The 26,724-nt window shown below is 70.4% G+C and carries 27 protein-coding genes; 13 read left to right on the forward strand and 14 right to left on the reverse strand.

The window, feature by feature from the left end; translation table 11 throughout:
- Positions 1 to 18 precede the first annotated feature (18 nt).
- Both ACFQV6_RS03750 and ACFQV6_RS03755 read left to right on the forward strand, forming a co-directional pair.
- Positions 19 to 969 carry a diacylglycerol/lipid kinase family protein gene (locus ACFQV6_RS03750; RefSeq protein WP_378025886.1) on the forward strand — a complete coding sequence of 317 codons (951 nt, stop codon included), beginning with the start codon at positions 19 to 21 and terminating at the stop codon, positions 967 to 969.
- A 412-nt stretch (positions 970 to 1,381) separates the two neighbouring features.
- Positions 1,382 to 1,636 carry a WhiB family transcriptional regulator gene (locus tag ACFQV6_RS03755; protein WP_364220501.1) on the forward strand — a complete coding sequence of 85 codons (255 nt, stop codon included), beginning with the start codon at positions 1,382 to 1,384 and terminating at the stop codon, positions 1,634 to 1,636.
- Between the two features lie 567 nt (positions 1,637 to 2,203).
- Here ACFQV6_RS03755 and ACFQV6_RS03760 read toward each other — a convergent pair.
- The 3 genes from ACFQV6_RS03760 to ACFQV6_RS03770 all read right to left on the reverse strand — a co-directional run bounded on the left by ACFQV6_RS03760 (position 2,204) and on the right by ACFQV6_RS03770 (position 5,596).
- Positions 2,204 to 2,998 (reverse strand): sirohydrochlorin chelatase, encoded by a 795-nt coding sequence (locus ACFQV6_RS03760; RefSeq protein WP_378025887.1) that lies wholly within the window; start codon positions 2,996 to 2,998, stop codon positions 2,204 to 2,206.
- Positions 2,980 to 3,750 (reverse strand): phosphoadenylyl-sulfate reductase, encoded by a 771-nt coding sequence (locus ACFQV6_RS03765; RefSeq protein ID WP_378025888.1) that lies wholly within the window; start codon positions 3,748 to 3,750, stop codon positions 2,980 to 2,982. The genes ACFQV6_RS03760 and ACFQV6_RS03765 overlap by 19 nt, the downstream gene beginning before the upstream one ends.
- A 151-nt stretch (positions 3,751 to 3,901) precedes the next feature.
- Positions 3,902 to 5,596, reverse strand: a complete 1,695-nt coding sequence (locus ACFQV6_RS03770) for a nitrite/sulfite reductase (protein WP_378025889.1) — start codon at positions 5,594 to 5,596, stop codon at positions 3,902 to 3,904.
- A 441-nt stretch (positions 5,597 to 6,037) separates the two neighbouring features.
- Between ACFQV6_RS03770 and ACFQV6_RS03775 the strand changes: the two genes are divergently transcribed.
- Positions 6,038 to 7,177, forward strand: a complete 1,140-nt coding sequence (locus ACFQV6_RS03775; RefSeq protein ID WP_378025890.1) for a glycosyltransferase family 39 protein — start codon at positions 6,038 to 6,040, stop codon at positions 7,175 to 7,177.
- On the opposite strand, the gene ACFQV6_RS03780 is transcribed toward ACFQV6_RS03775, so the two are convergent.
- Positions 7,174 to 8,721 carry a sensor histidine kinase gene (locus tag ACFQV6_RS03780; protein ID WP_378025891.1) on the reverse strand — a complete coding sequence of 516 codons (1,548 nt, stop codon included), beginning with the start codon at positions 8,719 to 8,721 and terminating at the stop codon, positions 7,174 to 7,176. The two genes, ACFQV6_RS03775 and ACFQV6_RS03780, sit on opposite strands and share 4 nt — an antisense overlap.
- Before the next feature lie 15 nt (positions 8,722 to 8,736).
- Positions 8,737 to 9,771 (reverse strand): SIS domain-containing protein, encoded by a 1,035-nt coding sequence (locus ACFQV6_RS03785; RefSeq protein WP_378026254.1) that lies wholly within the window; start codon positions 9,769 to 9,771, stop codon positions 8,737 to 8,739.
- 130 nt (positions 9,772 to 9,901) lie between these two features.
- Here ACFQV6_RS03785 and ACFQV6_RS03790 point away from each other — a divergent pair, with 130 nt between their 5' ends.
- Complete coding sequence (locus tag ACFQV6_RS03790; RefSeq protein WP_378025892.1) at positions 9,902 to 11,470, forward strand: tetratricopeptide repeat protein; 1,569 nt, start codon at positions 9,902 to 9,904, stop codon at positions 11,468 to 11,470.
- A 14-nt stretch (positions 11,471 to 11,484) separates the two neighbouring features.
- On the opposite strand, the gene ACFQV6_RS03795 is transcribed toward ACFQV6_RS03790, so the two are convergent.
- Positions 11,485 to 11,703: a biotin/lipoyl-binding carrier protein gene (locus tag ACFQV6_RS03795; protein WP_378025893.1), complete on the reverse strand. Its 219-nt coding sequence runs from the start codon at positions 11,701 to 11,703 to the stop codon at positions 11,485 to 11,487.
- A 134-nt stretch (positions 11,704 to 11,837) separates the two neighbouring features.
- Between ACFQV6_RS03795 and ACFQV6_RS03800 the strand changes: the two genes are divergently transcribed.
- Complete coding sequence (locus ACFQV6_RS03800; RefSeq protein WP_369700219.1) at positions 11,838 to 11,912, forward strand: 50S ribosomal protein bL37; 75 nt, start codon at positions 11,838 to 11,840, stop codon at positions 11,910 to 11,912.
- 65 nt (positions 11,913 to 11,977) lie between these two features.
- On the opposite strand, the gene rsrA is transcribed toward ACFQV6_RS03800, so the two are convergent.
- The 5 genes from rsrA to ACFQV6_RS03825 form a co-directional block, all read right to left on the reverse strand.
- A complete protein-coding gene (rsrA, locus tag ACFQV6_RS03805; RefSeq protein ID WP_378025894.1) occupies positions 11,978 to 12,256 on the reverse strand; it encodes a mycothiol system anti-sigma-R factor in 279 nt (92 codons plus the stop codon).
- Between the two features lie 5 nt (positions 12,257 to 12,261).
- Positions 12,262 to 13,065, reverse strand: coding sequence for a sigma-70 family RNA polymerase sigma factor (locus ACFQV6_RS03810; RefSeq protein WP_378025895.1), 804 nt, complete (start codon positions 13,063 to 13,065; stop codon positions 12,262 to 12,264).
- A gap of 225 nt (positions 13,066 to 13,290) precedes the next feature.
- Positions 13,291 to 13,899, reverse strand: a complete 609-nt coding sequence (locus ACFQV6_RS03815) for an alpha/beta family hydrolase (protein WP_378025896.1) — start codon at positions 13,897 to 13,899, stop codon at positions 13,291 to 13,293.
- A 12-nt stretch (positions 13,900 to 13,911) separates the two neighbouring features.
- A complete protein-coding gene (locus ACFQV6_RS03820) occupies positions 13,912 to 14,307 on the reverse strand; it encodes a WhiB family transcriptional regulator (RefSeq protein ID WP_378025897.1) in 396 nt (131 codons plus the stop codon).
- Positions 14,308 to 14,498: 191 nt separating this feature from the next.
- Positions 14,499 to 15,176 carry an SOS response-associated peptidase gene (locus ACFQV6_RS03825; RefSeq protein ID WP_378026255.1) on the reverse strand — a complete coding sequence of 226 codons (678 nt, stop codon included), beginning with the start codon at positions 15,174 to 15,176 and terminating at the stop codon, positions 14,499 to 14,501.
- 244 nt (positions 15,177 to 15,420) lie between these two features.
- Between ACFQV6_RS03825 and aroA the strand changes: the two genes are divergently transcribed.
- The 7 genes from aroA to ACFQV6_RS03860 all read left to right on the forward strand — a co-directional run bounded on the left by aroA (position 15,421) and on the right by ACFQV6_RS03860 (position 22,572).
- Entirely contained in the window at positions 15,421 to 16,746 is a 1,326-nt protein-coding gene (gene aroA, locus ACFQV6_RS03830) for a 3-phosphoshikimate 1-carboxyvinyltransferase (RefSeq protein WP_378025898.1), read from the forward strand.
- A gap of 2 nt (positions 16,747 to 16,748) precedes the next feature.
- Positions 16,749 to 17,816 carry a ribosome small subunit-dependent GTPase A gene (gene rsgA, locus ACFQV6_RS03835; RefSeq protein WP_378026256.1) on the forward strand — a complete coding sequence of 356 codons (1,068 nt, stop codon included), beginning with the start codon at positions 16,749 to 16,751 and terminating at the stop codon, positions 17,814 to 17,816.
- Between the two features lie 144 nt (positions 17,817 to 17,960).
- Positions 17,961 to 18,761, forward strand: coding sequence for a histidinol-phosphatase (hisN, locus tag ACFQV6_RS03840; protein ID WP_378025899.1), 801 nt, complete (start codon positions 17,961 to 17,963; stop codon positions 18,759 to 18,761).
- Positions 18,762 to 19,037: 276 nt separating this feature from the next.
- Complete coding sequence (locus ACFQV6_RS03845) at positions 19,038 to 19,820, forward strand: anti-anti-sigma factor (protein ID WP_378025900.1); 783 nt, start codon at positions 19,038 to 19,040, stop codon at positions 19,818 to 19,820.
- A gap of 9 nt (positions 19,821 to 19,829) precedes the next feature.
- Complete coding sequence (locus tag ACFQV6_RS03850; RefSeq protein WP_378025901.1) at positions 19,830 to 20,387, forward strand: DUF5709 domain-containing protein; 558 nt, start codon at positions 19,830 to 19,832, stop codon at positions 20,385 to 20,387.
- An 80-nt stretch (positions 20,388 to 20,467) separates the two neighbouring features.
- Complete coding sequence (locus tag ACFQV6_RS03855) at positions 20,468 to 21,214, forward strand: carbohydrate-binding protein (protein ID WP_378025902.1); 747 nt, start codon at positions 20,468 to 20,470, stop codon at positions 21,212 to 21,214.
- Between the two features lie 107 nt (positions 21,215 to 21,321).
- Positions 21,322 to 22,572 (forward strand): family 16 glycosylhydrolase, encoded by a 1,251-nt coding sequence (locus tag ACFQV6_RS03860; protein WP_378025903.1) that lies wholly within the window; start codon positions 21,322 to 21,324, stop codon positions 22,570 to 22,572.
- 68 nt (positions 22,573 to 22,640) lie between these two features.
- Here the strand turns inward: ACFQV6_RS03860 and ACFQV6_RS03865 are convergent, their stop codons facing one another.
- Both ACFQV6_RS03865 and ACFQV6_RS03870 read right to left on the reverse strand, forming a co-directional pair.
- Complete coding sequence (locus ACFQV6_RS03865; RefSeq protein WP_378025904.1) at positions 22,641 to 23,873, reverse strand: chitosanase; 1,233 nt, start codon at positions 23,871 to 23,873, stop codon at positions 22,641 to 22,643.
- A 24-nt stretch (positions 23,874 to 23,897) separates the two neighbouring features.
- The gene (locus tag ACFQV6_RS03870) at positions 23,898 to 24,143 is read right to left on the reverse strand and encodes a hypothetical protein (RefSeq protein ID WP_378025905.1); all 246 of its coding nucleotides are present in this window, start codon (positions 24,141 to 24,143) and stop codon (positions 23,898 to 23,900) included.
- A 64-nt stretch (positions 24,144 to 24,207) separates the two neighbouring features.
- Here ACFQV6_RS03870 and malQ point away from each other — a divergent pair, with 64 nt between their 5' ends.
- Positions 24,208 to 26,340 (forward strand): 4-alpha-glucanotransferase, encoded by a 2,133-nt coding sequence (gene malQ / locus ACFQV6_RS03875; protein WP_378025906.1) that lies wholly within the window; start codon positions 24,208 to 24,210, stop codon positions 26,338 to 26,340.
- A 3-nt stretch (positions 26,341 to 26,343) separates the two neighbouring features.
- Here malQ and ACFQV6_RS03880 read toward each other — a convergent pair whose 3' ends face one another.
- Positions 26,344 to 26,718, reverse strand: coding sequence for a hypothetical protein (locus ACFQV6_RS03880; protein WP_378025907.1), 375 nt, complete (start codon positions 26,716 to 26,718; stop codon positions 26,344 to 26,346).
- Positions 26,719 to 26,724 lie beyond the last annotated feature (6 nt).

Consider the following 26,724-nt stretch of genomic DNA (forward strand, 5'->3'; position numbering starts at 1 on the left):
CCGGGTACAGTGCCGCCCATGCGAGCGTTGCTGGTGGTCAACCCCCGGGCGACGACGACCAGTGAGCGCAGCCGCGATGTCCTGGTCCGGGCGTTGCGCAGCGCGGTGGACCTGGAAATGCGATATACGGAGCGCCGCGGTCACGCCACGAAGCTGGCCCGGGACGCCGCGGAAAACGGCGTCGACCTCGTCGTCACGCTGGGCGGCGACGGCACGGTGAACGAGGCCGTGAACGGCTTGATGACCGCTTCGACAGCACTGACCGAGTTGTCCGGCCCTTCGGCGTACCGCCTGCCGGCCCTCGCCGTGGTGCCCGGCGGCTCCACGAACGTCTTCGCCCGAGCGCTCGGCATGCCCCGGGACTGGGTCGACGGGACGAGTGTGATCCTCGACGGCATCCGTGACGGCCGCCACCGGGTGATCGGTCTCGGACGCGCCGACGATCGGTACTTCACCTTCACCGCCGGGCTCGGCTGGGACGCCGCGACGATCCGGCGGGTGGAGCAGTCGAGGCTGCGTGGGCGTACGTCGACTCCCGCCCTCTATGCACGATCGATGACCGGGCAGTTCTTCACCGCTATGGACCGGAAGAATCCGCCGCTCGTTCTGGAGCGCCCCGGTGAGGACGCGGAGGCCGGCCTCAGCACGGTCATCGTCCAGAACACCGCACCATGGACCTACTCCGGCGACCGGGCGGTCAACCCCAATCCCGACGCGTCGTTCGATCTTGGACTCGACGTGTTCGCCCTGCGCAAGCTGGACGTCCTTCGCACCGCGCGGACTATGACACAGCTCGCGTGGCGGTCCGATGATCTACGCGGTAAACAGGTGTTACGGCTTCATGACATCGCCGAGTTCACCGTGGTGGCCTCCCGGCCCCAGGCTTTCCAGCTGGACGGCGACTATCTGGGTGAGCGTCAGAAGATGCACTTCGTGTCCGTTCCATCAGCGCTGCGTGTGATCTGCTGACATCGGGGTACCTCTTCCGGAACGTTGCTCACGATCCGTTACAGAAACACGGTCAAAAGGTCGGCGAAACGGCCGGGACCGTACTACATTGATGGGAGCGTTCGTCAACCGGCTCTCGCGAGAGCGTCAGAACCGGACATAAGGGTACGTGAGCCAGCTCACCCGGCGGGAGAAACTTCCAGCGCTACCCTTGACATCGCGAGAGTTCGTGAAAGCATTCACAAGCGATAAGAAGTAACCGGTTGCTGCTTGTACGCGTTCCTAATCCAGAAGCGCGTAACAGCAACCAAACACCAAAAGCTTGCTGACGCTCCGGTGAGCGTACGGGTACAACCCGTCGGCACCACAGCGCATGCATATAGGTAAACAGCACTGTTTTCATTACCCCATCCGAAACAAGGAGTTTGCCGCCATGGACTGGCGTCACGATGCGATCTGCCGCGACGAGGACCCTGAGCTGTTCTTCCCGATCGGGACGTCCGGCCCGGCGCTCCTGCAGGTCGAGCAGGCCAAGGCCGTGTGCCGGCGGTGCCCGGTGACCGAGGAATGCCTCTCGTGGGCACTCGAGTCTGGACAGGACGCCGGCGTATGGGGCGGGATGAGCGAGGACGAGCGGCGCGCAGTCAAGCGTCGTGGCGGTCTCCGCATCAGTCCCGTCACCGCTTGAATCAATCCCCCACACAGCATTTGCGCCCCGGGCCTCACGGCACCGGGGCGTCTTGCTGTTTCGGGCCGCTCACACACCGTTTCTCATTCCACAGTGCGCTAATGCGATCACAGTACGTTTACCCGTACCCCCGAAATGATCTAGAAATGAAGATCGAGACGCATTGAGTCGCCACTCCGCCACACTCCGCAATGGACGATCAACATTGCCCCATCCCCCCACTTCCGTCGCCTAGCGCAGAGTAACCGTCGCCCTGAGTAACAACTCCCCTCTCCCACCCCACCTCTCAGAAAACTCACAGCCACCCCGCACCCGCCCCGCCCGCCAGCTGGCTCCCAGTGCCGTTCGAAAAGCGCTGAGACACCACTCACAACCAGCCGCGCTCAACCAGCTGGCTCCCAGAGCGGTTTCCGAGGCGCCCAGACGCCACTCACGGCCAGCCGCGTCCAACCAGCTGGCTCCCAGAGGGGTTTCCGAGGCGCCGAGACGCCACTCAGGACCAGCTGGGTTCAGGGAGTGGGGTTGAGAGGGCGCTGAGGGCCGGCAGAGCGCCCTACGGTCACTCGATCAGGCGACAGCGGCGAGCGAACCGTTCAGGACGCTCTCAGCCCGTGCGGCGACCAGCCGGACCAACTCTGGTGCATCACCGAGCGGCTCGGCGACGGCTACGGCACCTTCCTCAAGCGCCGAACGCACCGCCACGTCGTAGAGCAGTCCGGGCGCGAGGAAGTATGCGGCCATCCCCACCCGGCGGGCACCGGCCGCACGCAGAGCGGCGACTGCCTCACCCGCGGTCGGCCCGCTGCCGGAGGCGTAAGCGACCGCCGACGGCACCCCGAGCCGCCGGCCGAGTGCGGCTGCGGCGTCCGCCACAGTGGCACGCGCCACGGCATTCCGGGTTCCCGCGGACGCCAGCACCACCCCGTCGAGACAAGCACCATCCGACGACCCGGAGGGCGACCCCGCAAGCCGGGGGGAAAGACCAGGCAACCGCCGGCACAGCGCCGCAAGCAACAACGGCGATATCGGACCAAGCACCTCAGACGCCGTAACCCGGATCGGCAGGACCTCGGCGGCTTCACGAACGACAGCCGGCAGATCCACCCGCCCGTGATAGGCCGCCGTCAGCAGAAGCGGCACCAGCACCGCCCGCGAACCCGCCAGCGACCCCAGCACATCCAGCGGCCGAGGACCCGCGTGGTCGAGGTAGGACGCCCGCACCACCCACTCCGGCCGGGCCCGGCGGACTGCCCGAGCCAGAGCCTCGGTGGCCACAGCCGCCCGAGGATCGCGGCTGCCGTGAGCCACAAGAACCACGCCAGGCCGCGCCAACGGAGCCGGGTTCAGACGTGCAGGCCGCATTCGGTCTTCTCGAACATGGCCCACCGGCCGGCTCGCGGGTCCTCGCCGGCCTTGGTACGCCGGGTGCAGGGCCAGCAGCCGATCGAGCCGTACCCCTTCTTGAACAGCTCGTTGACCGGCACGTTCCACCGGCTGATGTACCGGTCCACATCAGCCTGCGTCCAGGCCGCGATCGGGTTCACCTTCACCTTGCCCTTGCGCGCGTCGAACGCCACGACCGGCGTGTTGGCGCGGGTCGGCGACTCGTCGCGGCGCAGGCCGGTGGCCCAGGCGTCGTAGTCGGAGAGGGCCCGCTCCAGCGGCTCCACCTTGCGCAGGAAGCAGCACTCGTCGGGGCTGCGGGCGAAGAGCCGGGGACCGTACTCGCCGTCCTGCTGGCCGACCGTCATCCGCGGGCGGATCGAGCGGACGTTGACGTTGAGCGTGCGGGCGACCGTGTCACGGACCTTGAGGGTCTCCGGGAAGTGCAGTCCGGTGTCGAGGAACACCACGTCCACGCCGGGCGAGACGCGGGAGAAGATGCTGGCCACCACGGCGTCGGCCATCGAGGAGGTGACGCAGAAGCGCGCGCCGAACGTGTCGGTCGCCCACTTGGCGATCTCCTCGGCAGAGCTGCCCTCCAGGTCGCGGGCTGCCTGCGTGGCAAGCTCCCGCAGCTCCTCGGGGGAGCGGCGGCCGGAGGTGGGTGAGGACGGGACGCTGGGCGCGCTGAGATCTATGAGGCCCAGACCGGAGGCGTTCAGGAGACTCATTCGGTAACTCCCTTGGAAAGAATGCCGACGAACTTGACCGTGAAAACCCGGGCGCAGGAGTGGCACTCCCAGGCACCGTGCGACGCTTCGTTGGGCCGGAGGTCCTCTTCACCGCAGTAGGGGCAGTAGAGCGGGGCGGATCGGGCGTCGCTCATTTGAGGAGCTCCTCTTCGGCCCGCATCACCCAGGTGGCGAACGTCTCACCCTCGGAGCGTCCGTCCAGGTAGTGCCGGGCAACGCGTTCCACGTACTCCGGAAGCTCTTCCGCCGTTGCCTTGAGCCCGCGCAGCTTGCGACCGAACCCGGCGGTCTCGCCCCGGGCCATGCCGAGGGCGCCGCCGAGGTGGATCTGGAAGCCTTCGACCTGCTCGCCGTGCTTGTTCAGAACGAGCTGGCCCTTGAGCCCGATGTCGGCGACCTGGGTGCGCGCGCAGGCGTTCGGGCAGCCGTTGATGTGCACCGAGATGTCCGCGTCGAAGTCCTTGAGCCGGTCCTCGAGGCGGGCCACCAGTTCCTCGCCGCGCGCCTTGGTCTCGACGATGGCGAGCTTGCAGTATTCGATGCCGGTGCAGGCCATCGTGCCTCGGCGCCAGGCCGAGGGACGGGCTTCCAGCCCGATCGCGCGCAGGCCCGCGATGATCGGTTCCACCTTGTCGTCGGAGATGTCGAGGACGAGGAGCTTCTGGTACGCCGTGAGCCGCACCCGCTCGGATCCGTGCTCCTCGACCAGGTCAGCGAGCCGGCTGAGCTGGGTTCCGGAGGTGCGGCCGACGACCGGCGCGGCACCGACGTAGTTGCGGCCGTCCTGCTGCTTGTGCACACCGATGTGGTCGATCGGCTTCTCCGGCAGCTCCGGCGCCGGTCCGTCGATCAGCGCCCGGCCGAGGTATTCCTTCTCGAGGACCTCGCGGAACTTCTCCACGCCCCAGTCGGCGAGCAGGAACTTCAGGCGGGCGCGGTGACGCAGGCGCCGGTACCCGTAGTCCCGGAAGATCCCGACGACGCCCTCCCAGACGTCCGGGATCTCGGCGAGCGGCACCCACACGCCGAGCCGCTCGGCCAGGCGCGGGTTGGTGGAGAGGCCGCCGCCGACCCAGAGGTCGAAGCCGGGGCCGTGGTCGGGGTGCTCGACGCCGACGAACGAGACGTCGTTGGCCTGGTAGGGGCCGTCCGCGAGCCAGGAGATCTGAGTCTTGAACTTGCGGGGCAGGTTCGAGTAGCGGGGATCGCCGACGTACCGCTTGACGATCTCGTCGATGGCGGGGGTGCCGTCGAGCACCTCGTCGACCGAGATGCCGGCGACCGGGCTGCCCAGCACGACGCGGGGGCAGTCGCCGCACGCCTCGGTGGTCTGCAGGCCGACCGCCTCGAGCCGCCGCCAGATCTCCGGCACGTCCTCGACCCGGATCCAGTGGAGCTGGATGTTCTGCCGGTCGGTGATGTCCGCGCTGTCGCGGCCGAACTCGGTGGAGATCTGCGCGATGGTGCGCAGCTGGGCCAGGTTCAGCGAGCCGCCGTCGCAGCGGACGCGCAGCATGAAGTACTCATCTTCGAGCTCTTCGGGCTCGAGGACGGCGGTGCGGCCGCCGTCGATTCCGGCCTTGCGCTGGGTGTAGAGGCCCCACCAGCGGAAACGGCCGCGCAGGTCGGCGGGGTCGATCGAGGAGAAGCCGCCGTGGGCGTAGATGTTCTCGATGCGGGCCCGCACGTTCAGCGGGTTGTCGTCCTTCTTGCTGCGTTCGTTCGGGTTGAGCGGCTCGCGGTGTCCGAGCGCCCACTGACCCTCGCCGCGCGCCTTGCGGGGGCGGGCGGTCGGCCGTGCAGCGGGAGTGTTGCTGGGCGCCATCTCGGCGTTCCTCCGGGTTTCGTGGGCGCACACTGCCGCTCACGGCCCTGAGGGCTCGTGACATCTGTGTCAGGAGTGGGCCCGGCGGTCGCGTGCCCGAAAAGAAAAAACGGGCGTCGTCAGGAACCCGGACACAACGCGCTGCGGACGCGGCCGTAATCCACGTGGCGGCGAGCCACGAAACGGCGGTCAACTGCAGCGGTCATGTGCGCAAGCCTCTCACGCCCGGCGAATCTGAGCCAGCACGGTCCAGATTTCGGGAGTGTGTCAGGTAACACAACGCCAACATCTTGTAACAGTTACGTCGTAGGGTGCGCCGCCGCGGCCACCAGGGAAGATCGACGTGGGAAACCGTGGCGGACATCGACGGGTGGCTGGGAGACTCGGCCCGGAGGCGCTCACGCCCGTCGATCAAGGCGGGTCCGTCCCGGGGAGCCGCGCATGCCCGCTCACATCGCCGACGACGACTCCCCGACCCGACCACTCTCCGGCTCGCGCCGCAGGAGCCCGCGGCGCGCGGCCGTCCTGTTCTGGGCCTGGTGTCCGTCCCTGGTGCCCGCCGGGCTCGCCACGGCCGTCGGCCTGATCGGTCTGGGCACCCCTGAGCCGGGCACGCGAGAAGTGGTCACCCGCGCGTCCGCCGCGCTCGGCCCGGCCGGGATCCTCGAGTTGGCCCGCCAGTCGGACGCCATGAACGCGCCCTATTACCTGCTCATGCACTACTGGACGGCGGCGGCCGGCGACTCGATCACCACCCTGCGGATCCCCTCGCTCGTCGCTGTCGTGCTCGCCACCGCCCTCACCGGGGAGCTGGGCCGGCGGATCCTCGGTCCCGGCATCGGGCTCTGCGCCGGCCTGATGCTGGCCGTGCTGCCGATCACCAGCAGGTACGCCCAGGACGCCACCCCGTACGCGCTCGCCCTCCTCTTCGCCACCGCCGCCACCCTGCTGCTCTACCGGACGCTGGACCGGCCGCGCTGGTGGGCCTGGACCGGGTACGGGCTCTTCGTCGCGCTCACCGGCCTGATGCACGTGCCGGCGCTGCTGATGCTGGCCGGGCACGCGTACACAGTGTCCTCCCGGTGGCGGTTGAGCAGGCAGCCGTCGCTCTTCTGGTGGTTGCCGGTGACCGTGCTGTCACTCGTACCCCCGGCGCCCTTGATCTCTCTGGGTGTGCGACAGCGGACCGCGAGCCTGACCTGGCGCCCGGCCACCGACTGGGATGCGGCGCTGTTGGCGCCCGGTGCACTCACCGGTTCCGCGGCGGCCGGCCTGCTCGTGATCGGCCTCGCGTTCGCCGCGCGGTGGCCGGACCGGGCCCTGATCCGCGAGCTGGGCGTGCTGGCCGCCGCGCCACCACTATTGCTGATCGGCGCCTCGTTCCTGACCGGACCGCTGTGGGCGCCGTTCCACGTCCTGTTCGTTCTACCGCCGATCACGCTCTGCGCGGCGGTCGCGCTCCGCGGCCTGCGCCTGCGCGCGGTGCTGGCGATCGCGCTGGTCGCCGCGCTCGGTGTGCCGCAGCAACGCGCGATCCGGCAGCCGGAGGGCCATCGCACCCCCGCGGCCACCGCGCCCTAACGCTTGCCGAGCGGCACCACCAGGACCGCCTCGGTGCCGGCGCCGGCCCGGTTGCGCAGCTCGATGCTGCCGCGCAGCTCACCTGTCGCCAGTGCCCGGACGATCTGCAGGCCGAGCCGGTTGCTGCCCTCGAACTTGAAGTCGCCGGGCAGCCCGCGGCCGTTGTCGGCGACCGTGACGTGCAGCTGCTTGCGGAATCGGTGCGCGGAGACCACCACCTCGCCGGCCGGCTCCGGGGGCGCCTGCTGCGGATCGTCGTCCTCGGACGCCGGGAAACCGTGCTCGACCGCGTTGATCAGCAGCTCGTTGAGCACCATGACCAGCGAGGTCGCGATCTCGGCCGGCAGAACGCCGAACGTGCCCTCGCGCCGCATCCGCACCGGGAAGCTGGTGGCGGCGACCTCGCTGGCGGCGGTGGACACCCGGTCCACGATGCCGTCGAAGTCGACCGCCTCGTCGCTGGACATCGACAGCGTCTCGTGGACCAGCGCGATCGAGGCGACCCGGCGTACCGATTCCTCCAGCGCCATCCGGGCCTCGGGCGCGTCCACCCGCCTCGCCTGCAGGCGCAGCAGCGCCGCCACGGTCTGCAGGTTGTTCTTCACCCGGTGGTGGATCTCCCGGATGGTGGCGTCCTTGGTCATCAGGGCCCGCTCCCGGCGGCGCACCTCGGTGACGTCGCGGACCAGCACCAGCGCGCCGATCGGCACCCCGGCCGGCAGCAGCGGCAGCGCGCGGGTGAGCACGGTGGCGCCGCGTGCCTCCACCTCCATCCGGGGCGGGAACTCGCCGCGCAGCGACGCCAGGATCCGCTCGGCCGCGTCGTTGCCCTCCAGCGGGTCGGCGGAGAGCCGGCTGGCCAGTTTCGCCAGTTCCTCGCCGACCAGGTGCGCGTTGAAGCCGAGCCGCCGGTACGCGGACTGCGCGTTCGGGCTCGCGTAGGTGACCTTGCCGGACGCGTCGAGCCGGATCAGCCCGTCACCGACCCGCGGTGCCGAGGTGGTCTCCCCCGGGTGCCGGCGCGGCGGGAAGGTGCCGTCGGCGACCATCTGGGCCAGGTCGTCGGCGGTGGTCAGGTAGTTGAGCTCCAGCTGGCTCGGTGTGCGCGCGGTGCTCAGGTTGGTGTCGCGGCCGATCACCGCGATCACCTCGCTGAACGCCTCCTCGAGGTCGGTCTCGTCACGCCGCCGGACCGGGATGGCCTCGTGGCGGGCGGGCGTGTCGCCGTACCAGACCGGGTCGCCCTCCCGCCAGATCCGCTCCTGGGTCAGCGCCACCTCCAGGTGCGCCACCTCCGGCCCGCCGACGATCTTGCCGACCTGGTCGTCCTGGTAGGCCGTGGGCGCGGTGACGGGTCGCACCTGCGCGACGCAGAGGAACTCCCGCGGCCGGAGCGGATCCCCCTTTATCGGCACCCACAGCAGCAGGTCGGCGAAGGAGAGGTCGGACAGCAACAACCAGTCACCGGCGAGCCGGTGCAGGTGGTCGATGTCGCCGGGACCGAGGGTGGTGTGTTCCTCGACGAGATCACGCAGGGTGGACACGGCCCCAGCTTATTTCTAAAGAGTGCTGGTGACCTTCTTGAGTCCCCGGGGCGCATCGGGATCTTCGCCACGTGCCAGCGCGAGCGACAGGGCGAGCTTCTGCAGCGGCAGGATGTCGAGCAGCGGGCTGTACCGCTCGTCGACAGCGGGCACGGCCAGGCGGGCGGAGGCTCCCGGCACGTCGGCGGCACCGATCGTCACCACGTCGGCGCGGCGCTCGCCGAGCCGCTCGACGACGTCCCGCATCGCCTGGCCGCCGGGGCCCTCGCCGACCACCGCGAGCACCGGAACGTCCGGGTCGGCCATCGCGAGCGGGCCGTGCAGCAGGTCGGCACCGGAGAACGCCAGCGCCGGCAGGTAGGAGGTCTCCATGAGCTTGAGGGCGGTCTCCCGCGCGGTCGGGTACGCGTATCCCCGCCCGGTGGTGACCAGGCTGGACGCGAACCGGTAGCGCTTGGCCAGCTCGTCGGCGGTCGTGTCGGCGAGCGTCTGCTCGGCGAGCCGCGGCAGCACGGAGAGCGCCTCCCGCTCCTCGGCCGGCAGCCGCCCGTCACCCGCGCGCACACCCTCCACCAGCAGCAACAGCGCGAAGAGCTCGGCCGTGTACGTCTTCGTGGCCGCGACCGCCCGCTCGTGGCCGGCCGCCACGTCGATCGAGAGCTCGGCGGCGCGGGCGAGCGTGGACTCCGGATTGTTGGTGACGGCCAGGGTCAGCGCGCCGTTCTCCCGGGCGACGCTGAGCACCCCGGTGAGGTCGGGCGAGCCGCCGCTCTGGCTGACGCCGATGACGAGGCTGCCGGTGAAGTCGGGACGGGCACCGTAGAGCGTGATCGCACTCGGCGAGGCGCTGGCCACCGGAAGCCCCAGCCGGATCTCCGAGAGGTACGCACCGTAGAGCGCCGCGTGGTCGGACGTCCCCCGGCCGACGAAGACCACGTTGCGCGGCCGGCGGCGGGCTACCTCGGCGGCGACGGCGGCGATGGCCTCGGCGTGCTCGTCCTCCAGGAGCCGGGCGAAACCCGCCGGTTGTTCCGCGATGTCCGCCGCCATACCCAGGCCTCGTTGTGTCACGTCTTCCTCCCCAAAGTTCGATTCCCGCTCATTTGCTGCGCAGTCTTGCAAGAAACAGCTTACTTGGTCAAGGTTTCGCGCACGAGTGCGCAAACATGAGGACTGACATATGGCGGCGGTTCCCCTAGGGTCTTTCCTCGTGGATTCCCCCTCCGCCCGTCGTGACCTCGCGCGTGCCCGGGCTGCCCTAGATGCCGGCGAACTGACCGACGCCGCCGGCCATCTGGCCACCGCGCTGGCCCACGCACCCACCCTGCCGGAGACCCACGAGCTGCTCAGCCGATTGGCGGCACGTGCCGGCGGCGCGCTCGACCTCTTCCCCCTCGAGCCGCACCCACCTGTCGGCCGCATCGTCGCGCGCGCCCACCTGCTCGCCGCGGCGGGCCGCCCGGAGGACGGGCTCCCCCTGCTCGTCGCCGCCAGCGGTCAGACCCCGGCGGCCGACTGGGCCGGGGTGCCGTGGGTGCAGGAGCCCGCCCTCGGCGCGCGGATCGAGCCGGGTCTGCTCGCCCGCACCGTGATGCGCCTGTGCACCACGGTCGGCGATCCGGCACCGGCGGAGTCGGTCAATGCGCTCCGGCCGTACCTCGCGGTGGTCCGGCACGCGGTCGCCGCGCACGGTGAGCACGCGATGCTGCTCGGTGCCGGCTCGGCGCTGGCGCGCCGGCTCGGCGAGGTTCGCCTGGCGGTGGACTGGGCCGCACGAGGCTCACGGTCGCAGCCGTCCAAGCTGGGTGAGATCTGGCTCGGGTACGCCTACCGCAGTGCCGGCCGGATGCCCGAGGCGCTCGCGGCACTGCGCCGGGCAGTCGCCTACGACCCCGACGACCTCTCGGTGTACGCGGACGTCGCCGCCACCCTCGCCGACCTCGGCCGCCTCGACGAGGCCCTGCGCTGGACCGAGCTGGCCCTGGAGCGCGACCCCGCCTTCGACTGTGTGGTGCACACCGCCCACCGCCTGCGGTACCGCGCCGACGGCGACGTGGCACACCTGGTCGCCCTCGCCGACTTCATCCGGGACCACCCCGACGACGCGCACGAGCACACCGACCTCGAGGAGTGCTGCCGCAACACGCCCTGGCTCGGTGGACTGCCCGCCGGCCCCTCGCCCGCCGCGGGCCGCGCACCCGTCAACGCGGAACCCTCCGCCGACGCGGTCCGGCGCCTGCTGCGGATCGCGAGCACCAGCTGGCCGCACCCGCCCGCCGCGTACGACCGGGCGCTCGGCCTGGTCCTCGTCGAACCGTGGGAACTGCTCGCCATGCTCGCCCACCCCGCGGTCGCCGAGACCGGTGAACCGGCCGGCATCGAGGTCTGGGCCTGCCTGGGCCTGCTCCACCACGGCACCGACGAACCCTGGCTGGACTCCAGCCGGCGGCGGCTCCTGCTCGGCCTGATCGAGGGCGACGTCGATCGGGTGACGCAGGCCGCGCTCTTCGCGCTGGTCACCTACGCCTGGGTGGACCCGGACGCTCGCGACGACGTGGCAGCGGTGGTCGCCGGCCGGCTCTCCGAGGTGGCCTCCGGCCCGCAGGCGAGAGCCGTCGCCGAACTCGCCCTCGCCGCACCCGGTCTGGACCGGCCCACCCGGGAGCTGGCCGCGGCCACCATCCGGGTCCCTGCCGTACCGCGCCAGCGCGGCCGCGGACGATCGCTGCTGCGCTGGCGCCGGGAGTAACCCGTTCTCCGGGGTCAGCCGTTGATGACGGCGATGAGGTCGCCCTCCTGGACCACGTCGCCCTCGTTGACGGCCAGCTGGGAGACCTGCCCGTCGGACTCGGCCAGCACCGGGATCTCCATCTTCATGGACTCGAGGATCACCAGCGTGTCGCCGTCAGCGACCGTGTCGCCGACCGAAGCCACGACCTTCCACACGTTGGCCACCATCTCGGCCCGGATCTCGTCCGCCATAAGCCGAATGCCTCCTCGTCGACGCGTTCGATGACCGTCATCAAATCACGGATCAGGTCCGGGCGAGTCCCGGGCGGCAGGACGCGCCCACTACCATCGGCAGCGAATCAAGCATCAGGAACAGGAGGCCGGCCATGGCCAAGAAGGCTCGTAAGAAGAAGGCTCGTAAGAAGAGCGGCGCCAACCACGGCAAGCGCCCCAACAGCTGAGTGGTGGGACAAGAAGGGCCCGGCAGCGTCGCTGCCGGGCCCTTGGCGTCTTCTCGTCTCTTCCCTCAGGGAAGGTATTCCCTGGTCTCGGTCTGCACCTCTAGCTGGTCGAGCTTGTTGCGCAGGCGGTCACGCAGCTCCATCGGGGCGCGCTCGTCGCCGCAGCAGCGGCCGACCAGGGCCTTCACGTCGTGCTCGATGCCGAACTCGCGCATGCACGTGGAGCACTCGTCCAGGTGCTTCTGGATCAGCCGCCGGCGGTCCTCGGAACACTCCAGGTCCAGGTAGAGGTAGACCTCGCTGAGGACAACGCTGCAATCCGTTTCGTGCTCGTCGCTCGTCATCCCGGTCACGCCCCCTGCGGCTCGGAAGTGGGCGTGCGGGTGATGCCGCGGTCGACCGCGTACTGCTCGAGCAGGTTGCGCAGGTTGCGCCGGCCGCGGTGCAGCCGGGACATGACGGTACCGATGGGCGTACCCATGATGTCGGCGATCTCCTTGTACGAGAAACCCTCGACATCAGCGAGGTAGACGGCGAGCCGGAAGTCCTCCGGCAGGGACTGCAACGCTTCCTTGATGTCACTGTCCGGAAGGCGGTCCAGCGCCTCGGTCTCCGCCGACCGCAGACCCTGCGACGTGTGCGACTCGCTCGACGCGAGCTGCCAGTCGCTGATCTCCTCGGTCGGCGCCTGCACCGGCTGCCGCTGCTTACGCCGGTACGAGTTGATGTAGGTGTTCGTGAGGATCCGGTACAGCCAGGCCTTGAGGTTCGTACCCTCTTGGAACTGGTGGAACGCGGAGAACGCCTTGAGGAACGTCTCCTGCACCAGGTCTTCGGCATCTGCCGGGTTACGGGTCATCCGCAGTCCGGCGGCATACAACTGATCCACGAACGGCAGCGCGTCGCGCTCGAACCGCTTGCGTCGCTCGTCGGTCCGTTCCTTTTGGGCCACCCTGGACTCTCCCCTCGACCGCCCCGCCGAGGATACGGGTAGTGCCCCTGATACGCCTTCGAAAACCGCCGGTGTGCTCACGCTCACCGAAGGTGGCATCGGCGGTGTCTGCGCCGCGGGCCACTCGGGAGAGCCCAGCAGGCTCAGCACCCGGGTCGCCTCCCGGCCGCCACGCTGGACGTACTCGGTTCCGGCACCCACTACAAACCCCTTCCGCTGACATGCTTCCGGGTGATGTAACGCCGAGAACCGCAACTTGCATTCCAGCCATCTGCCGGATCACACCGCCGTCCCGCGCACTCCCCCTCGCTCCCATCCAACTCCCCGCCCCCGGCTCAGACCACCCGCCCGCCAGCACTCCTCCACGCCACGCCGCCACCAGCTCGAACGTGTGCGGTGACGGGCAGAAGTCGGTGAGATGTGGGGTCAGAGAGCCCAGTAGTGGCTTCGGAGCCAGGAGACCGCCAGCTCCGCGGTCGTGGCGACGTCCTTGCGCAGGTCATGAACGGCACCCGGGCGGACGATCACCTCGACCGGCCCGGCGGGCTCCGGGACGCCGAAGGGATCACGGTCGCCGTTGAGCACCAGGGTGGGCACGGCAGCGGGCAGCTCCCCGGCCCGGCTCTTCTCCGGCTTACCGGGCGGGTGCAGCGGAAACGCCAGCGCGAGCACCCCCGCGGCGCCGAGCGCGGGCGCGGTGCGGCAGGCGACGCGCGCCCCGCTGGAGCGGCCACCGAGGATCAAGGGCGTTTCCGGTACGCGTAAAGCCTCCACGACCACGGCCCACGCCTCGTCGAGGTGCCCGGCCGGTGCAGGCGCACGCCGCCCGGCGACCCGGTACGGCTGGGTCACCAGGGCGACGCGCACACCGGCACCCACCGCCAGATCGTGCACCGCCACGAGGTCGGGTGCGTCGACGCCGCCGCCGGCACCGTGGCCGAGGACGAGCAGACTCAGCACCGGACCCACGGGGTCGGTGACACGAACGGCGGCGGGGCCGCGCGGAGTTTCAATTGTGCGGTCGGAGCTGGACACAGCTCCGTTTTATCAGCGACTGACTGGGATCAAGGTCAGCAACCGGCGATCGTCGTCGCCCGGCCCGTCCTCGACCAGCTCACCATCCGCCTGAACCCGTTCCCGCCAGGCCACCAGCATGGCTCGCCGCTCCCGTGGTGTGGTGCCGCCCCAGACGCCGTGACAGTCACCGACCTGAAGCGCCCACGCCAGGCAGGGCCCCTGCACGTCGCAGGTGCCGCAGAGCGCGACGGCTCCGCCGGACGGTTCGTTGGGTGCGGGAAAAAATGTTTCCGGATCGATACTCCGGCAGGCGCCCCTCGTACGCCAGGCCTCGTCGGTGCCTCGTTGCGCGATCGCCTCGAGCAGCCGCGGGTCGCGTCGCGCGATGGCTACCTCGTGCGGACGCGGCATGCGTGCTCGTGTCATCAGCCCACCTCCCCCGTGGGACCGGAAGTGCTGTGGCGGCCGAGACGCACCTTACGAACCGGCACCACTCCGGCGCTGGTTTCTACCGCACCGTACAAGATCAGAACAAGGGGTTGATCTATCTTGAAACGAAGTTGTCAATTTCAAATACGCGCATAAACCGACAAAGACCGTCGTTGATCTTCTTCTGTTCAGAAAAGCGTCACCTCTACGGCAGGTTCTAGTAGGGCAGGTCCGTTGTTCCGGACATTGCCGACATCGGGGCCCACCGCGCGCATCTCGACACCCGCCAGCTCACGCTCGGAGAGTGGCCGCAGGAGGCTCTCCGGATCGCCCCCGCCGGCCAGCCAATCGGGCCAGCGATCGGCCGGCAGGATCAGCGGCATCCGGTCGTGCACGCGGGCCAGGCCGCCGACCGCTGCCGTGGTCACCACGCTGCACGTGAGCACCGACTCGGGGCCCCACGCCGACCACAGCCCGGCGAACGCGAGCGGCGACCCGTCGCCCGGCGTCATGTAGTAGGCCTGCTTGCGCTTGCCGTCCCGCACCCACTCGAACCAGCCGTCGGCGGGCACCAGGCAGCGCCGCTTCTGGAACGACGACGCGAACGACCGCAGCGTGGCCACCGTTTCGGCACGAGCGTTGATCATGCGGGCACCGGCGCGCAGGTCAGGCGCCCAGGGCGGGACCAGCCCCCAGCGCGCGGTGTCGATCACCCGGGCGCCGTGGCTCTGCGACATCCGGACGAGGGGCACCGGATCGGTGGGAGCGACGTTCCAGCTCGGGCGCAACGGCTCGGCGACGTCGACCGCCTCGAAGAAGGTGCTGAGGTCGGCGTTGCTCCGGGTGGTCGCGTATCGGCCGCACATGCGAGGGACGGTACGCCCAGGGTCCGACACTCCGCTGCCGCCGCAGGCGAAGCCACCGGCGCAGGCGAAGCCACCGCCGCAGGCGAAGCCACCGCCGCAGGCGAAGCCACCGCCGCAGGCGAAGCCACCGCCGCAGGCGAAGCCACCGGCGCAGGAGGCACCGCCGCGGGGAACACCCGCCGCAAGTGAGCGAGCCACCGCGCCGACCGGGGGAATGCGTGACCGATCGTCCCGGGAGCCGGGAATGGCGCCGGGAATTGTCGGTGCCCGGCGGCAGAATGGCGTCGTGACTGCTGAACCTCGCCCCTGGCTCGCCCCCTCCGCCTCCGGCCCGGCGACCGCGACCGTGCGGCTGCCCGGCTCGAAGTCGATGACCGCCCGCGCACTGGTCCTCGCCGCACTCGCCGACGGCCCCTCGGTCATCGAGGCTCCGCTGCGGGCGCGTGACACCACGCTGATGTCCGCCGGCCTGCGCGCGCTCGGCGTCGGCGTCGACACCAGCGCTGACGATCGCTGGGTGGTGGAGCCGGGTCCGCTGCGCGGTCCCGCCCGGGTCGACGTGGGCCTGGCGGGCACGATCATGCGCTTCCTGCCGCCGGCCGCGGCGCTGGCCGAGGGCACTGTCGAGTTCGACGGCGACCCGCATGCCCGCAACCGGCCGCTGCGCCCGATCGTCGAGGCGCTGCGCTCGCTGGGCGTGGGCATCGAGGCGTCGCCGTCCGGCGGGCTGCCGCTCACCGTGCGCGGCGCCGGGCTGGTCGAGGGTGGTGAGGCGGTCATCGACGCGTCCGGGTCCAGCCAGTTCGTCTCGGGTCTGCTGCTCTCCGCCCCCCGCTTCACCAAGGGCCTGGTGCTGCGGCACGAGGGCCCGCCGGTGCCGTCCGCGCCGCACCTGCGGATGACCACGCACATGCTGCGGGCCGCCGGTGCCGTCGTGGACGAGAGCGTGCCCGACGTGTGGACGGTCGAGCCCGGGTCGCTGCACGGCCGCACCTGGACGATCGAGCCGGACCTCTCCGGAGCGGTCCCGTTCTTCGCGGCCGCCATGGTCACCGGCGGTTCGGTCACCCTGGCGGGCTGGCCGGCCGCGAGCTGGCAGCCGGTGGAGCGCCTCAGTGAGCTGCTCACCGAGCTGGGCGCCGAGGTCACCCGCACGGCGGACGGGCTCACCGTGCGGGGCACCGGCTCGCTGCACGGCATCACGGCAGACCTCTCCGAGGTCAGTGAGCTGACGCCGGTGCTGTCGGCGCTGGCGGCCCTCGCCGACGGGCCGTCCGAGCTGCGCGGCGTCGAGCACATCCGGGGCCACGAGACCGACCGGATCCGTGCGCTCGCCACCGAGCTGAGCAAGGCGGGCGCAGAGGTCACCGAGTTCCCCGACGGCCTGCGCATCGAGCCGCGGCCGCTGCACGGCACCACCTTCGAGACCTACGCGGATCATCGAATGGCACACGCCGCGGCGGTTATCGGCCTCACCGTGACGGGCATTCAGCTCTCCGACGTAAGTTGTACGTCGAAGACGTTGCCCGAGTTCCCCGAACTCTGGGCGGGACTCGTGGCGAGGAGCTGAACCTGCCAGGCCGTAAGCGGGAGTATGACGAGGACGACGTCCGGATCCGGCCGGGCCGATCGTCGCGCCCGCGTACCCGGTTGCGGCCCAGCCACAACGACGCCATCGACGCGCTGGTGATCACGGTGGACCGCGGGCGGTATGGGTGCGTGCGCGAGGACAGCGGCGGCATCGACGTGATCACCGCGATGCGCGCCCGGGAGCTGGGCCGCAAGTCGGTGGTGGTCGGTGACCGGGTGTCGCTCGTCGGCGACGTCACGGGAGCGCCCGGTGCGCTGGCCCGGATCGTCCGGATCAGCGAGCGCAGCTCCGTGCTGCGCCGCACCGCGGACGACGACGACACCACCCCCGAGGGCCGCCTGGAGCGGGTCGTGGTCGCCAACGCCGACCAGTTGGTGATCGTGAGCGCCCTCTCCGACCCGCCGCCGCGGACCGGTTTCATCGACAGGTGCCTGGTCGCGGCGTATGACGCGGACGTCGAACCGCTGCTCTGCCTGACGAAGGCCGACCTGGCGGGCCCGGAACAGGTCCTCGGCTACTACGCCGAGCTGGATCTGCCCTATGTGCTGGTGCGCCCGGGCAGCGACCTCGCCGAGGTGCGCGACCGGCTGGCCGGCCGGATCTCGGTGCTGGTCGGGCACTCCGGCGTCGGTAAGTCGACGCTGGTGAACCGGCTGGTCCCGGACGCGCTGCGTGCGGTCGGCGTGGTGAGCGCGGTCGGCAAGGGGCGGCACACCTCGACCAGCGCGGTGGCGTTGCGCCTGCCCGCGGTCGGCAAGTCCCGCAAGGACCCCGGGTGGATCGTCGACACGCCCGGCATCCGCAGTTTCGGGCTGGCCCACGTGAGTGCCGAGAGCCTGCTGCACGGCTTCCCCGACCTGGTCGAGGGCACTCTGGAGGACCAGCCGAACTGCGGGCACACCGCCGCCGACAGCGAGTGCCGCCTGGACGCCTGGGTGGCGGCGGGACACGCTGACGCACGCCGGCTCGCCTCGTACCGTCGCCTTTTGAGCTCGCGCGCCGGCGAGGGCGACTGGCACGACCAGCCCGCGGACGACGGCCCGGTCTGAGCGAGACCACGACAGCGACGCCTGGCATGAGCGAGACCACGACAGCGACGCCCGGCATGAGTGAGGCCGCGACAGCGGCCACCGATCGCCGGGACGCGCGGAACCCGCACGACCGCGGGGTGTCTCATGCATTAGCTTTTTGGCATGGCTGGTTACTCGGACGATCTCGCGCTTGCCCACCTGCTCGCCGACACGGCCGACGCCATCTCGACAGCACGGTTCCGGGCGCTCGATCTGGCGGTCGAGGCCAAGCCGGACCTGACGCCGGTCTCCGACGCGGACACCGCTGTGGAGAAGGCGATCCGCGCGACGCTGGCCAGGGCACGGCCGCGCGACGGGATGCTGGGTGAGGAGTTCGGCCGGACGGTTGCGGCCGCCGGGCCGGGCAGCCGGTACTGGGTGATCGACCCGATCGACGGCACCAAGAACTTCGTCCGCGGTGTGCCGATCTGGGCGACGCTCATCGCGCTGATGGAGGGTGACACCCCGGTGGTGGGGCTGGTATCCGCACCGGCTCTGGGCCGGCGCTGGTGGGCGGCGCGCGGGCAGGGTGCGTTCGCGGGCAAGCACCAGCACGCGGCGACCCGGATCAGCGTCTCGTCGGTGCGCAGGCTGACCGACGCGAGCTTCTGTTACGCCAGCCTGAACGGCTGGGCCGACAACGGCCGCCTCGACCAGATGGTCGACATCCTGCTGGGTGTGTGGCGGAGCCGGGCGTACGGCGACTTCTACGGCTACATGCTGCTGGCCGAGGGTGCTCTGGACGCGATGGTGGAGCCGGAGCTGTCGCTCTGGGACATGGCGGCGCTGATCCCGATCATCACCGAGGCGGGCGGCCGGATCACCGACCTGGACGGGCGGCCGACTGCCGACAAGAGCTCGGTGATCGGCACGAACGGGCTGCTGCACGAGGACGTACTGGCGGCGCTGGCCCGCCGGAACTGATCGGCCGGCGCCGCTCTGACCCGCCAGAACGGATCAGCCGGCGCGGCTCTGACCCGGCGGAACTGATCGGCCGGCGCGGCTCTGGCCCTCAGGGGCTGATCAGCCGGCGCGCGTACATCTGGCATGAGAACACTCGGGCGGGGTACTCCCTGACCATGCCCGGTGGCGGCGTATGACCCTTTCGACGGATTTATGCCTAGATCGCGGTGACCGCGGCACCGATCCTCAGCACTCCGAAATGCGAGGAGGGGACGCGTTATGCACAATGGAGCGATCATGCCGAGCGAGGTTCGTCACCTGGTGGACAGCGACCAGACCTATCCTCTGGTCCGGCTGATCGGTGTGCTGGACACCGACACCATCACGCCGATCCGTTCGGCCATCCTCGACATCCTGTCGACCCAGCCGGAGGCGGTCGTGGTCGACGTGACCGGCCTCCGGGTGGCCGAGTCGGACGCGCTCACGATGCTGCGCGAGGTCCTCGACGAGACGCGGGACTGGCCCGGCACCCATCTGACGCTGTGCGGCTCGATCGACAATGTGGCCTGGCAGCCCAGCGGATGGCCGTTGTGGCCGGACGCTGCGGGTGCCTTCGCCGCCCTGGGCGAACCGGAGACCGGCCGGCGGATCAGCCTCGACCTGGAGCCGGTGGTCGGCGCGGCCCGCCGCTCGCGTGAGCTCATCACCGAGGCGTGTGTCCGGTGGGAGCAGCCCGAGCTGGCCGGGAACGCCTGCATCGTGGCGACCGAGATGGTCAACAACGTGGTCGCGCACGCCGGTACACCGATGAACGTCCTGCTCTCGATGCACGGCAGCACGATGAGCGTGGCGGTCCGGGACTGGTCGGCCACGGTGCCGCGGTTCACCGGTCCCGTCGCACCCACGTCGTACGGCGGACGCGGCCTCCTCCTGATCGACACGGTCTCCTCCCGCTGGGGTCACCTGATCCTCGCCGACGGGAAGGTCGTGTGGGCGACGCTGGAGGCGGACTCCGCAATCACCCCCGCCGGGGCTCGTCAACGTGATGACGCGGGTATGACCGACCCCACCCGTGGGTAGATTGCGGTCATGCGAGACAACGACTACCCGACCGAGGTCAGTGACCCGGAGGCGTCGGGGCTGCCGGACACCGCCGACGACGATTCCACGGCGTACGACGAGGTGAACAGCCCGCGCTGGAGCGACGGACCCGACCCGGCCGCCCTGTCCGGGGTGGGACCCGGCGGTTCCAACCGGTTCGGCGACACCGCCGAGGAGCAGCGCCAGGGCGAGTCTTTCGAACGGCGCCTGCGCCAGGAGGAGCCGGATTTCGGCGCGCAGGACGCGTCGCCACCGCGGCGTGACGCGGTCGACGAGACCCTCGACGACTCGGAGCAGCGCAACTTCGACCGGGATGTGTGGGAGCAGAGCCCCACCTCCGACCCGAAATCGCAGATCTCGCTCTACGACGACGGCTCGCTGGACGAGGAGTCACCGCGCCCGGTCGGCCGCCTTGTCGCACCCGACAAGGGCTCCGGCTGGGACGAGGAGCCGGACAGCGTGGCGTATGACGCCGGCGCGGCCGGTGGCGGTGCGAGCGCCGAGGAATTGGCCATGCACGAGACCCGCGGACCGGATTACCGCTGAATTTTTCGCTTCACCTCTTGCCCTGACCCCCCTTCCTTGAGCACAGTGCATCGGCTGGGTTGATCGAGGTGGGGGTCAGGGTGAAGAGCACGGTCCTGCTGCGGTCGCTGCTCGCGATCGCGGTGCTGGTCTCCGGCATCGCGCCGGTGGCCCTGGCCGCCGGACGGGGCACTCCCGCCAGCGCGGCCGACACGATCAGCCGATCCGTGTTCGCCGACGAGTTCGACGGTGCCCGGGGCGGCCCGCCGGACGCCACGAAGTGGGTGGCCGGCGATTCCCGCGCGGGGCTCACCGGCGACGGCCAGCTGGTGCTGGCCACCCAACTGCACGTTCTCCAGCCCTTCACCCAGGCGAACGGGCGGGCCGAGGCCCGGATCCGGATGAGCCGCGCGGGCGGTGCCTGGCGTGCTCTGGGCGTGCTGGACGAGAGCGGCAACCTTCCCGCCGGACAGGTCGAGGTGCTCGGCGACGACCAGGTGAGCGGCGACGACTTCCACACGTACGTCATCGACTGGACGCCGGCCTCGCTCGTCTGGTCGATGGACGGGCGCAAGGTCCTGAAGTTCACGCCGGAGGTGCCGGGCCGTCCGCTGGTGCTGACCCTGAACCCCGGGGCCGGTGGTCGCCGCTCCGACTCGATGGTCGTGGATCACGTCCGTGTCTCGGTGCGGGTCACTGTCGAGGCGACGACGTGGAAGACCTACACCACCTACAAGCCGGGCAAATACGTGCGCTTCAAGGGCAACATCTATCGCGTACGGGAGCTGCACACCTCGCTGCCCGGATGGCAGCCCACCCTGGTACCCGGGCTCTTCCAGAAAATTTAACAATCCTTGTTATCCGGCGGTTCCGGAACCCGTCTCCATTGACCGATGACAGTCAACTTTAAAGACTGTTACGAGAAACGGCTTCCCTCTCCCCCGGAGGATCCCCCATGCGCAAACTCAGAGTCCTGTTCGGCGCGGCAGCGGTCGCGCTGACCCTCGCCGGATCCCTGGCGGTCGCCTCCCGCAGCGACACAGCTGATGCCGCGGTCGGGCCGGTGACCTGGTCCGACGAGTTCAACGGCGGCTCCGGCGCGGCGGTCGACGGCTCGAAGTGGAACTTCGACATCGGCGGCGGCGGCTACGGCAACAGCGAGCTGCAGTACTACACGAACTCCACGAACAACGTGCGGCAGGACGGTCAGGGCCACCTGGCGATCACCGCGCGCAAGGAGAACCCGTCCAACTTCCAGTGCTGGTACGGCACCTGCCAGTACACCTCCGGCCGGATCCTCACCTCGGGCAAGTTCACCCAGCGCTACGGCCGGTTCGAGGCCAGCATCAAGGTCCCCAAGGGCCAGGGCATCTGGCCGGCGTTCTGGATGCTCGGTGACAACCTGGGCAGCGTCGGCTGGCCGCAGTCCGGCGAGATCGACATCATGGAGAACGTCGGCAAGGAGCCGAACAAGCTCTACGGCACCGTCCACGGCCCCGGTTACTCCGGCGGCAGCGCGATCGGCGGCAACCGTACGCTCGGCGCCCCGCTCGGCGACGCCTTCCACCAGTACGCGGTGGAGTGGTCGCCCAACCTGATCATCTGGTACCTGGACGGCTCCGAGTACTTCCGCGTCACCCCGGCCTCGCTCGGCGGCCGGCAGTGGGTCTTCGACCACCCGTTCTACATGATCCTGAACGTCGCGGTCGGCGGTAACTGGCCGGGCAGCCCGGACGCGTCCACCTCGTTCCCGCAGACCATGCTGGTCGACTACGTCCGCGTCTCGGCCTGGAACGACTCGACCACCCCGCCGCCGTCGACCACCGGCAACGCGCTGAAGAGCAACTGGAACGGCCGCTGCATCGACATCCCGAACGCCAACAGCGCCGACGGGACCCGCCTGCAGATGTGGGACTGCAACGGCTCGGCCGCCCAGAAGTGGACGCTTCAGAGCGACGGCACCGTGCGCGCCCTGGGCAAGTGCATGGACCCGGCCGGTGGCGCGCTGACCAACGGCACCCCGATCCAGCTGGTCACCTGCAACGGCAACCCGGTGCAGCGATTCACCCTGTCGGCAGCCGGTGACCTGGTGAACGTCTCCGCCAACCGGTGCGTCGACATCGCCGAGTGGAACAACTCCAACGGCGCCCGGCTGCACCTCTGGGACTGCGTCGGTGGCGCCAACCAGAAGTGGACCAAGGCCTGATCCGATCATGGCCTGATCCTGATCGAGGTTTGATCAGGTACTGATCTGTACCGAACACGGGGATCGGTTCACCGGCTGACGGTGTACCGGTCCCCGTAGACGTGCCAGGTGAGTGGCGTGGCCAGATCCAGGTTGCTGCTCCGCAGGAAGGCGCGCTGCGCGGTGTCCACCCGGGTGGTGTCACTGTGCGCCTCCTCGGTACGCATCTCGGCCGCCCGGGCGTCGAGGAACGCCGTCAGGTAGCCGATCTCGTCACCGCCCCGCGCCGGCGTACGCCGCCCGGCCGCCGCCCGCCCGCGGATCTCCCGCAAACCGTCGACGCCGTGCATCACCGCCGCGTCGTAGTACGCGAACTGGCCCAGCGCCCGCAGCCCGTCGGCCTCGGCCAGCCGGACCGCCGGGGTGAAGTACATCCGGTCGCGGGCGTCGTCCTGCACCCTGCGGAAGACCGGGTCACCGGCGGCCGCACGCCACGCACCCGGGAAGCCCGGATCGAGCCCCCGGTGCGAGTCGGAGCCGTTCACCGAGCGCAGTGCCGGCAGATGGCGGGCCAGCCCGTTGCCCGGTTTGCGGCGGGCGTACTCGGTCACCACGGCCAGCATGTCGGAGGTGCCGGAGCAGAACCCGATGATGCCGCCGGTGTAACCCCTGCCGTCGCCGATGTCCTCGAGGTAGCCGTACTCACCGCGCCAGTCGAGCGTCGAGTTCTCCGCGCTGGAGACCAGCTTGAACGCGGTCTCCCGTTTCGCCGCGGCAATCAGGCCGGCGGCGATCGCGGGGACCTCGGCCGAGGGCGCGGGCGCCGACTCGGTCACCGGCGCGGCCGGCCCCGGACCGTACGCCCGGACCTCGCGCAGCGAGTAACCGCCCGCGGCACCCCGCCGGGTGGCCAGGATCCGCAGATAGCGCCCGGTGCCCAGGAGGTTCTTCACGTCGTCGACGCCCCCGTTGCCGGAGGCCGTGCGGTAGACGTCGGTCCACGCCGAACCGCTGTCGGAGAGTTGGATGCGGTACGCCTCGGCATACGACTCCGCCCACGTGAGCCGCACGCGGTGGACCTCCTGCGCCGTGCCCAGGTCGATCCGGACCCACTGGGTACCGGGGCCCGCCGCACTGGCCCACCGGCTGCCCGAGTCGCTGTCGTTGACCCCGGCCGCCGCCCACGCGACGCTCTCGGTGGACGAGGCCAGGACCGGGCGCCGCAGCGAGATCAGCCTGTCCGGGGTGGCGTTGGCGGCCACCGAGACGGCCAACGGCACCGCGGCCATCACCGCTATACCGGCACCGAGCGCGATCCGCATCCTCCTACGCTAGGAGCAGGATCGTCAGCGACGCTTACGGTTCCGGGAAATCAACACTATCGCCAATACGACGATGGCGATGACGCCCACACAGCAGAGCAGGCCGAACACCCCGAAGCCCATGCCCCGGGAGCGGCGGCGCGCTGCCTCCACCGCGATCTCACCGACACCGTTGCCGGCCGCCCACGCATGGGCCGGGATCACCAGGGTAAGCACCGCGCCGGTCAGCGCCGCGGTGAGCCGCGGCCACCACTTCATCACATCAGCCATGGGTTCCATGCTGACCCATGCGCGCAACGGGTAATAGTGGCGTTACCGAACGGAAGGGGCACGGATGGACCGCGAACTGGCGGAACTGGCCGAAGCACACGGAGTCGCCACGTGGTACGAGAACTGGCGCCGCAAACGCACCGAGATCTCGGCGGAGTCGGTGATCGGTGTGCTCGGTGTGCTCGGCGTGGACGCGAGCACACCGCAGGCGGTGAGCACAGCGCTGGCCGCGGTACGGGACCGTGATCGGGATCAGCGACTTCCCGGCACGGTGGTCGTCGTCGCCGGAAGCACCCGGCCGCTGCCCGCTCGCGGCGAGATCACGCTCGAGGACGGCGGCACCCGGCTGGTCGACGAGGTACCGGCGGACCTGCCGCTCGGATGGCACCGGCTCCGGATCCAGGACACCGGGCAGGACGTCACGCTCGTGGTGGTTCCGGCCCGCCTTCCGGAGGCTCCGGAGACCTGGGGCTGGATGCTTCAGCTCTACACGCTGCACTCGGCGGACTCGTGGGGCATGGGCGATCTCGGCGATCTGCGGACGTTCGTGACGGACTCCGGCGGCGCGGGCCTGATCCTGCTGAACCCGTTGCACGCGATCACGCCGACCCGGCCGCCGCCGGCCTCGCCGTACTCGCCGTCGAGCCGGCGGTTCGCCAATCCGCTCTACCTGAGGGTGGCGGACGTGCCGGCGTACCGGAAGGCCGATCCGGATCTGCGGGCCCGGGTGGACGCGCTGCGACCGGAGCCACCGGCCGACGGCCTGATCGACTACGACGCGGTCCTGGGCGCCAAGCTGGCCGCCCTGGAGCTGCTCTGGCCGCTGGCCGGCGAGGTGGACCTGGACAGCGACCCGGGGCTGACGGACTTCGCCCGGTTCTGCGCGCTCGCCGAGGAGCACGGCCCGAACTGGCAGGAGTGGCCGGCCGAGCTGCGCCGGCCGGACGCCCCCGAGGTGCTCGCCTGGCACAGCGACCGGATCGCCTTCCACGCCTGGATCCAGCACCTGCTGGAGGAGCAGCTGGCGGCCACCAACGCAGCCGCCGGCGACATGCCCGTCGGCGTCGTGCACGACCTCGCTGTCGGTATCGACCCGGGCGGCGCGGACGGGTGGCTGTTGCAGGACGTACTGGCCCCCGGCGTACGGGCCGGCGCGCCACCGGACGCCTTCAACCAGCTGGGCCAGGACTGGGGACTGGCGGCATGGCGGCCGGACCGGCTGATCGAGACCGGGTACGCGGCGTACCGCGACATGCTGCGCCGGATCTTCCGGCACGCCGGTGGACTGCGCGTCGACCACGTCGCCGGGCTCTGGCGGCTGTGGTGGGTGCCGCCGGGCATGGACGGCGCCCAGGGCACCTACGTGCACTACGACCCGGAGGCGATGCTCGGCATCCTGGCGCTGGAGGCGTACCGGGCCGGAGCCGTGGTGATCGGCGAGGATCTGGGCACGGTCCTGCCCGAGATGACCGAGGGCCTTGCCCGCCGGAACATGCTCGGGTCGGCAGTGCTCTGGTTCACCCGCGACTACGACGGCGACGGCGACTACCGGCCCGCCGCCGACTATCCCCGCAACGCGCTCGCCAGCATCTCCACCCACGACCTGCCGACCGCGTCCGGTTTTCTCGCCGGTGAGCAGGTCGAGGTCCGGGCCGAGCTGGGCCAGCTGGCCGCCCCGGTGGAAGAGGAGCGAGCCACCTGGGCCAAGGACCGGGACCAGCTGCTCGAGCGACTGCGGGCCGAGGGCCTGCTCGAGCCGGACGCGACGGCCGAGGAGTCGATCGTCGCCATGCACCGGTTCCTGGCCCGGACGCCCTGCCGCCTGGTCACCGCGTCCCTGCACGACGTGCTGCTGGAACGCCGGCAGCCGAACCTGCCGGGCACCTTCGACGAGTACCCGAACTGGCGTATCCCGCTGGGTCCGGACCTCGCCGCGATCACGTCCGACCAGCTGTTCCGCAAGGTGGCCGGAATTCTGGGTAATCGTGAGGCGCAGCGACCGCAGCTAGCCGAGAAGGGGACGGCGATGGGCTTCCTGGACAAGGCCAAGGAACTGATCGACAAGCACGAGGACAAGGTCGACACGGCCGTGGAGAAGATCGGCGACGAGGTGGACCGGCGGACCGGGCACAAGCACACGAGCCAGATCGACCGTGGCGTGGACGAGATCCGCAAGCGCACCGGCGGCAAGCCCTAGGGCCTAGGTCGTGAGCGGTTCGGGCGGCGGGTCGTCGTCCACCGCGTACAGCATGGGGTGCAGTGGCATGTAGGTCTCGGGCTGACGGCAGCGAGCCGGCCGCAACAGCGACGACGGGTGCTCGGGGTGTTCCCGGCAGTGCCGCAGGGCACGGCCGACGGCGTCCTCGTGGTGCCGGCCGCCGCCGTACTCACCGCAGCCTTCGCAGTCCCAGCGCCAGAACGGTGCGCCCTCGTCGGAGGTGTGCCGCCGGATCCGCAACGGCGGTCCGGCGGCCCTCCACGCCGCCGCGAGTATGGCGGGCATCTCCAAGGCGGGTGGCGGCCCCAGCGGCCGCCGCTGTCCGCCGATGATCTCCGCAAGCACGTTGCTCGACACCGGTCA

Source organism: Actinoplanes sp. GCM10030250 (assembly GCF_042666575.1).
In the GTDB taxonomy this organism is placed as follows: Bacteria; Actinomycetota; Actinomycetes; order Mycobacteriales; family Micromonosporaceae; genus Actinoplanes.